Raw genomic sequence first — 6,991 nt, 5'->3', positions numbered from 1 at the left:
GAGGGGACGGCCCTGGTGTTGTTGTTGTTTGGGGGGGGGGGGTGGATAGGCCAGGTTCTTTTTCCTTTTCGGGGGGGTAGGGGCGGCCCCCCCCCCCCCCCCCCTCGCCCCCCCCCCCCCCCCCCCCCCCCCCCCCCGCCACGTTCTGCCGGACTCGGGTCAGCAGGAGTTGGTGACGTAGTCCGTGGTGGGGGCGAGCATGTGCTCGGCCCAGACGGTGTGCATCTTCACGTAGGCGTCGGGGTTGAGGATGTCCGCGACCTGCTGGCCCAGGGACTCCTCCAGGTGCGCGGAGTTGATGTGCTGGAGCAGCACGCTGAGGGTGTCGTCGGCGACACTGCCGCTGCCGTTCACGGCCGGGGTGAGGATGGACTCCACCCAGACGGTGTGCATCTTGAGGTAGCTGTCGAGCTTGAGCGCGTCCTGGACCTGCTGGCCCGGAGACTCCTCCAGGTGGGCCTTGTTGAGGTGCTGGAGGATCGGCAGCAGGACCTGCTGGACGCTGGCGCACTGCTCGTCGCCGCCGTCGTCACCGCCGCTGGTGCCGCCGGAGCCGCTGCCCCCGCCGGTCGAACCGCCGGTGGAGCCACCCGTCGAACCGCCGGTGCCGCCTCCGGTGGACCCGCCCGTCGAACCCCCGCTCGTCCCGCCGGTCGACCCACCCGTGGAACCGCCGGTGTGCCCGCCGGTCGAGCCGCCCGTGGAGCCCCCGCCGGAGCCGCCCGTGCTGCCGCCGCTGTCGTCGGCGACCACGGTGACCGAGGCCGTCATGTCCGGGTGGACCGCGCAGTAGTACTCGTACGTGCCGGGCTTGGTGAAGGTGTACGACCAGCTGTCGCCCTTGTTCAGGGTTCCGGAGTCGAACTTCGCCGGGCCGCTGGTGGTGGTGACCGTGTGCGGAGCGGTGTCCTCGTTGACCCACTTCACGGTCTGGCCGACCTTCACCGTCAGCTTCGGCTGGGCGAACTTGTAGTCCTTGATCTCGATGGTGTGGTCGGCCGCCTTGGTGTCGGCGGCGGCCGGGTGCGCCTCGTCCGCCATCGAGTGGGCCTCGGCCGCCGGTGCGGCCGTCTGCGGGGCCGCGGCCCCGCTGGACGCCTGGAGCAGACCGAAGCATGCCGCGGCCGCGATGCCGGCGCCGATGCCGGTCGCGAGCAGTACCCGGTTGCCCGCTCGGGAGTGCCGGTGGCTCGGCGGTGACGCGGCCGCGGAGGTGTCGTCAGTGTGCATGGTGGTACGTCTCCCTAGTGAGGTGAGAGGGGTGGGAGGGGCGCCGGTCAGCGGCCTGGGGCGGACGTGACCAGCAGACTCGTCGCGGCCAGGACGACGAGGACGAGCCCCGTCTCGGCAGCGACCGAGTAGACGAAGGGCCGTAGGGTGGCGCGGTCGCCACGCAGGAGTACGGCGATGTCGAGCCGGGTCCGTACCCAGCCGCGGCTGCGTTGGGCGATCAGCAGTACGGCGGCCAGTACGGCGAGTTTGATCAGGAGCAGCCGGCCGTAGCCGGTGCCGACGAGCGCGTCGAACGAGCCGACCACCTGCCAGGTCAGCACCGCCCCGGCCAGCGCAGTGGCCGCGACCGACACCCCGGCCAGAACGGAGTAGCCGGACACCGTCGCCGACAGCTCCTCCGGGCGTCGCCTCGGCAGCACGCCCAGCAGCAGGAGTGTCAGCCCGCCCAGCCAGAGCGAGACGCCGAGCAGATGGACCAGGTCCGCGACCTCACCCCAACCGGGATGCGTGCCCTCGGCGTTGTGGCCGGTCATGCCGGTGGTGCGCAGCAGCCCGAGGCCGACCGCGAGGGCGCCGACCCGCCAGCCCGGCGAACGTGCGGCCCGCTCGCCACCTTGCAGCAGCGCGGCCAGGACGATGGCCGCGAGCACCCACAGGAGCACTCGGCAGGCGGCCACGATGCCGACCTCGGTGGTCAACAGGGCGGTGTAGGTGGATGGCCGGAGTACGTCGTCGAAGGTGCCCATCGCTCCGTACGCACCCTGCAGGCCGGGGGCGAGGAGGCTCGCCGCGAGGCCGGCGGTCCAGGAGAGCGTGAGGATGCGGCGGGTAGGGCGGTCATGGGCGCCCTGAGGCCAGAGCAGCGCGAGAAACGCGATTCCGCCGACGTAGAGGGCGAGGGCGAGATACCCGACCCATCGGGTGGCCACCCAGGCAGTGCGCACCGCCTCGGCGTCCTGCGGGGCGGCCTGTGTGCCGTCGGAGTCGGCCGCGCCGGCGGCCTTCGCCTTCGCGGTGAGGGGGAAGGACAGGGTGCCGGATGTCGCATGCCCGTCTTCTATGTCAAGGACATGCCAAGAGAGAGTCAAGCGGTCTTGATCGACGGCCTTCGGTACGGCCACCTCGACGGCGTTCCCCTTGCTGTCGCCGTGCGCGGCCCGGGCCACGGACAACTGCTGGCCGTCGGCGGTGACATGGACGTCGGCGAGGTCGACGGGCTCGCTGAACACGAGCCGTACGGTCGCGGGCGTATGGGCGAGTCTGGAGCCGGCCTTCGGGGAGGACGACTCCAGTTCGGTGTGCGCTGACGCGGCGGGCGCGGCGAGCAGCACGGCGGCGAGAGCGGCCAGGGCGGTGAGGAGACGGGGCAGGAGACGGCTTGTCACGGAAGCACCCCCGTCAGGACCGAGGGCGAGGCGGCCACACCGACGCACGGGCCGTCCGGCGAGGGGGACGACGAGGGTGCAGGGGACGACGACGGAGACGCGGCGATTCCGGTCAGGCCGCCGTTCAGCAGGCCGGTCACCTGCGTGAGAGCGCCGCTCAACAAAGGCTGGACGAGATGCACTTCGCCCTCGTCGCAGGTGTCCGAGGGGGTGGGCGAAGGGGAATCCGTCGCGGAGGCGGAAGGCGCGGGCGCCGGACCGTGTCCGGTGCCCGTCCCGCCCGTTCCGTGGCCCTCATGCCCGGCCATGGACGGCGGGTCGGCGATGATCGGGATTCCGGCGTCACCACCCCCGGTCCAGGAGTCGCCCACCGAACCGGCGCCCGGGTATCCGGCCGCCACCCCGGGATCACCGGCCCCCGAGCCCTCGGCAGGGCCGGACGACTCGGACGGTGCCGGTGCCCCGGCAGCCGGCGGTGCGGCGGTGTCGACCGTCGTGGGGCTCGGCGCGCCGATGCCGGAGGCGTACCCGAGGACGACGATCACCGCCGCGACGAGCGTTCCGGCGACGATCTCGTCGCGATGGTCTCCCGGCCAGGACGCCCTGGCAAACAAGGACATGGGCCCTCCAGACGCTGTGCGTGAACCGCAGTGCCGAGGAGTGGACCAGAAACAACGATTCCCGACGACTACGCGTCAGTTAATCGGCGGTTTCGTTGCCTCACATTGAGCTGGGGGTGATCTGTGAGGTCGGACCTCCCCGCCCTAATCCGCGCATTGCATTCCGTGAAGGAATCGAAGAGTGCGTGAATTCGAACAGGCAGGGCATTTCATTCTTCACCGAATCACCGCGAACTCATACGCGTCAACGCTCCCATTTTTTCCGCCCGCCAGGCCCTCATGGTTTCGACGCAACGCGGCGCCGTCATGCCGCACACGCTCGACGACAGCGGGCTCGGGATGACCCCGGCCAGTGCGGGCAGCATCGGCAGCTGGACGACCTTCGGCATGCTCATCGGTGCTCTCACGGCGGGACATCTCACCGCCTGGCCGGGCAGACGGTTGATGCTCGTCTCCAGCGTGACGATGTTCTCCGTCGGTTCGGCGCTCTGTGCAGTGGCCCCCGGCATCGGCGTGTTCGGAACCGGCCGTTTCGTCGCGGGCCTCGGACTCGGCGGCCTGATGCCGCTGGCGCTGGCCAAGGAGAGGGAGTTCGCACCACCGCGCCGGGCTGCTGATGACCTCGTACCACTTCGGCGGCAAGGCGGCGACCGGCCTCGGCGTGACCCTCGCGCCGGCTGCCGGCTGACGCTGGGTGTTCTGGGCGGGCGTACTACCGGCCGTGATCGCGGTGCCGCTGCTCTGGTTCCTCCTGACCGCCGTCGGCGCACTGCTGCTCAAGGTCCATCTCCCGCTGGGCGTGACGTCGCCCGCTCTCACCGACTTGATCGGCGCCGAGGGCTCGCTGCGGCGGCTGGGCGCCGAGCAGATCATCCTGATGGGCCGGCACCGGGACCGTACCGGCCTCGGCCGGGAGTTCGGCGCCACCGATGTCGTCGCCGAGCGCGGGGAGGAAGGCATCGAGCGTGACCGGGGGCGACGGCACTCACTCGGTCGTGGAAGCCGTGGGCGCAGAGCAGCCGATGGACACGGCGCTCGGCGTCGTCGTGTCCCAGTGTGGCAGCTCGCCTGTGACCCGTCCGTGACCAGGACGAACTGACCATGAGGGGCCCTGTCACACCCTGGAACACCGCTCCCCGGCACAACGCGGCCTGCCGCCCGTCGCGCGTGGCGAACAGGCTGGGAGTCGCCGCACCAACCACCTCTCTCACAGGAGAAACCCGTGTCCAGTCCCGTCGCGTCCACCCGGCGATCACCCCGCACGCACCCGGGCCGCGCGAGCGGTACCGGTGCCCGCTGGGCGCTGTCGGCCGCGCTGCTCGGCTTCCTCGTGATGACGCTCGACGCCCTGATCGTCAACGTCGCCCTGCCCGAGATCGGCCGCGATTTCGACAGCGGCATCACCGGCCTGCAGTGGGTGGTCGACGGCTACACCCTGATGTTCGCCGCACTGTTGCTGTCGGCGGGATCCGTGACCGACCGGATCGGCGCGCGTCAGGCGTTCGGGGCCGGGCTCATCGTGTTCACCGCCGCCTCGGCGGCCTGCGGCTTCGCCCCGGACCTGGGTGTGCTGGTCATCGCGCGACTGGTGCAGGGAGCGGGAGCCGCGGTGATCGTTCCGGCCTCGTTGGCCCTGATCCGTGAGGCGTTCCCCGACTCCGCGCGGCGGGCGCGGGCGATCTCGGTGTGGGCGATGGGCGGCTCGGTGGGAGCCGCGGCCGGGCCGGTGCTGGGCGGCGTGCTGAGCGAGATCAGCTGGCGGATGATCTTCTTCGTCAATCTTCCGGTGGGCCTGCTGGCTCTGTTCCTCCTCACCCGGACAACGCGTTCGCCTCGCCGGGCGGCCACTCCGTTCGGCTGGACCGGGCAGATCGCCGCGGTGGCGGCCATGGGCGGCCTCACGTACGCCGCGATCGAGGCCGGCGCTGTCGGACTGACCGCTCCGCGGGTCCTGGTGGCGCTGCTGGGCGCCGTGGCCGCGGGTGCGGTCTTCCTGATCGCGCAGGCCCGTGGCCGGCACCCGATGGTGCCGCTGCCGCTGCTCCGCGAGCGCACGATGGCGATCTCGGCATCGATCGGTTTCGCGCTCAACGTGGGCTTCTACGGCATGATCTTCCTGCTCAGCCTGTACCTGCAGCAGGAGCACGGGCTGTCGCCGCTGGCCACCGGGCTCGCCTTCCTGCCGATGACGCTGCTGACGGCCTTCGTGAGCCCCACGGCTGCCTGGTGCGCCCGGACGTTCGGTCCGCGCATGCCCGTCATCACCGGGCAGCTCGTCATGGCCACGGGCCTCGTACTGCTCTGTGTCCCGCGGGCGTCGGCGCCCACGTGGCTGATGGTGATGCTGATGATCCCGGTCGGTACGGGCGGCGGCCTGGCCGTCCCGGCGGTGACGTCCCTGCTGCTCGACCGCGTCCCGGCCGATCGCGCGGGCACCGCCAGTGCCGTCCTGAACACCGCCCGCCAGGTCGGCGGTGCCCTGGCCGTGGCCGTGTTCGGCGCCCTGGTGGCCCAGCACGCGACCTTCCTCCACGGACTGCGCGCCAGTCTGCTGACCGCCGTCTGCCTGCTCCTCCTCAGTACCGCGGCCGGCCTGCTGCTCAGGCCCGCCCCGCAGCAGTGACCAGCTCTGAGCATCGCGCAAGGAGCACCACCCCTGCCCGCTGAGGCACCGGCCCCCCACAGACCCCGGCAGCCGGGACCCGGCAGCCGGTCATCCGAAAAACCCGAATCCCCACAGGAGAACTGTGCTTACCGCAAACGCGTACGCCGCCACGTCCGCGACCGAACCGCTCACCCCGACGACGATCGAGCGGCGCGAAGTCGGCCCGCGTGACGTCCTCATCGACATCAAGTACTGCGGCATCTGCCACTCCGACATCCACCACGCCCGCAGCGAGTGGGGCGAGCAGCTCTATCCGGTCGTGCCCGGGCACGAGATCGCCGGCGTGGTCGCCGAGGTCGGCTCCGAGGTCACCAAGTACGCCGTCGGCGACAAGGTCGGTGTCGGCTGCCTGGTCGACTCCTGCCGCGAGTGCGCATACTGCGAGCAGGCCGTGAGCAGTACTGCGCCCAGGGCGGCGGCACCCTGACCTTCGGCGACACGGACAAGTACGACCAGGTCACCCAGGGCGGCTACGCCACCCGGGCTCGGCCACATGGCCCTGAAGTTCGCCCACGCCCTGGGCGCCGAGGTCACCGTGCTGTCGCAGTCGCTGAAGAAGCAGGACGACGGCAAACGGCTCGGAGCCGACCACTACTACGCCACCAGCGACCCGGAGACCTTCGAGACGCTGGCCGGCACTCGGCAAGACCTTCGAACTGGTCGCGGAACACGGCCCCGCCCCTCGCCACACGGCCCCGCCCCTCGCCACACGGGCCCGTTGTTCGCCGCGCTGGGCCAGGACGCACCCGGAGCCCTGGACGCGATCCGGGACGAGGCCAACATGCCGCTGGAGCGGGAGCCGCAACGAGTGCGCGACGACCTCGACGCCGTCAGGGCGTCTGTCGGCGCCTGACGACGCGGTCAGCCTGGACGCAGCCAAAGGCACGCCGCCGCCGCCTCGGAGCAATTCGTCGGCAGACCCGAGTGCTCGTTCTTCGCCACGGGCCGGTGTCACCAGCCTCGACGAGGTGCCGGACGGCTAATCACGCGATGGACCGCCGCGAAGCCCTCAAGGGCCTGGTCCGTCCCTGACCGCGGTCGCCCTGGGGGTCCGCGGTCACAGAATGGGTGAGGGGCCGTCGGGTACC

Annotated in this window: 4 protein-coding genes and 3 pseudogenes; 4 read left to right on the top strand and 3 right to left on the bottom strand. The window is 71.3% G+C overall.

The window, feature by feature from the left end; genetic code table 11:
* Positions 1-159: 159 nt before the first annotated feature.
* From ACZ58V_RS21130 to ACZ58V_RS21120, 3 genes are read right to left on the bottom strand one after another with little or no spacing between them, the layout of a single operon-like run.
* Positions 160-1,230, bottom strand: coding sequence for a cupredoxin domain-containing protein (locus ACZ58V_RS21130; RefSeq protein ID WP_471291374.1), 1,071 nt, complete (start codon positions 1,228-1,230; stop codon positions 160-162).
* Between the two features lie 47 nt (positions 1,231-1,277).
* Complete coding sequence (locus tag ACZ58V_RS21125) at positions 1,278-2,618, bottom strand: copper resistance CopC/CopD family protein (protein ID WP_471291372.1); 1,341 nt, start codon at positions 2,616-2,618, stop codon at positions 1,278-1,280.
* Entirely contained in the window at positions 2,615-3,238 is a 624-nt protein-coding gene (locus ACZ58V_RS21120) for a hypothetical protein (RefSeq protein ID WP_471291370.1), read from the bottom strand. Before ACZ58V_RS21120 ends, ACZ58V_RS21125 begins: the two co-directional genes overlap by 4 nt.
* 279 nt (positions 3,239-3,517) lie before the next feature.
* On the opposite strand from ACZ58V_RS21120, the pseudogene ACZ58V_RS21115 reads away from it, so the two are divergent.
* The 4 genes and pseudogenes from ACZ58V_RS21115 to ACZ58V_RS21100 all read left to right on the top strand — a co-directional run.
* Positions 3,518-3,787 (top strand): annotated as a pseudogene (locus tag ACZ58V_RS21115) (MFS transporter); the annotation flags it as partial.
* A 295-nt stretch (positions 3,788-4,082) separates the two neighbouring features.
* Positions 4,083-4,284: pseudogene (locus tag ACZ58V_RS21110) on the top strand (IMP dehydrogenase); the annotation flags it as partial.
* A gap of 176 nt (positions 4,285-4,460) precedes the next feature.
* A complete protein-coding gene (locus tag ACZ58V_RS21105; RefSeq protein WP_471291368.1) occupies positions 4,461-5,861 on the top strand; it encodes an MFS transporter in 1,401 nt (466 codons plus the stop codon).
* A 124-nt stretch (positions 5,862-5,985) separates the two neighbouring features.
* Positions 5,986-6,543: pseudogene (locus tag ACZ58V_RS21100) on the top strand (alcohol dehydrogenase catalytic domain-containing protein); the annotation flags it as partial.
* Positions 6,544-6,991 lie beyond the last annotated feature (448 nt).

The sequence above is a fragment of the Streptomyces sp. NPDC040589 genome (assembly GCF_055594445.1).
The sequence above is the reverse complement of the archived record's forward strand: the minus strand, read 5'-3'. Positions and strand labels throughout refer to the sequence as shown.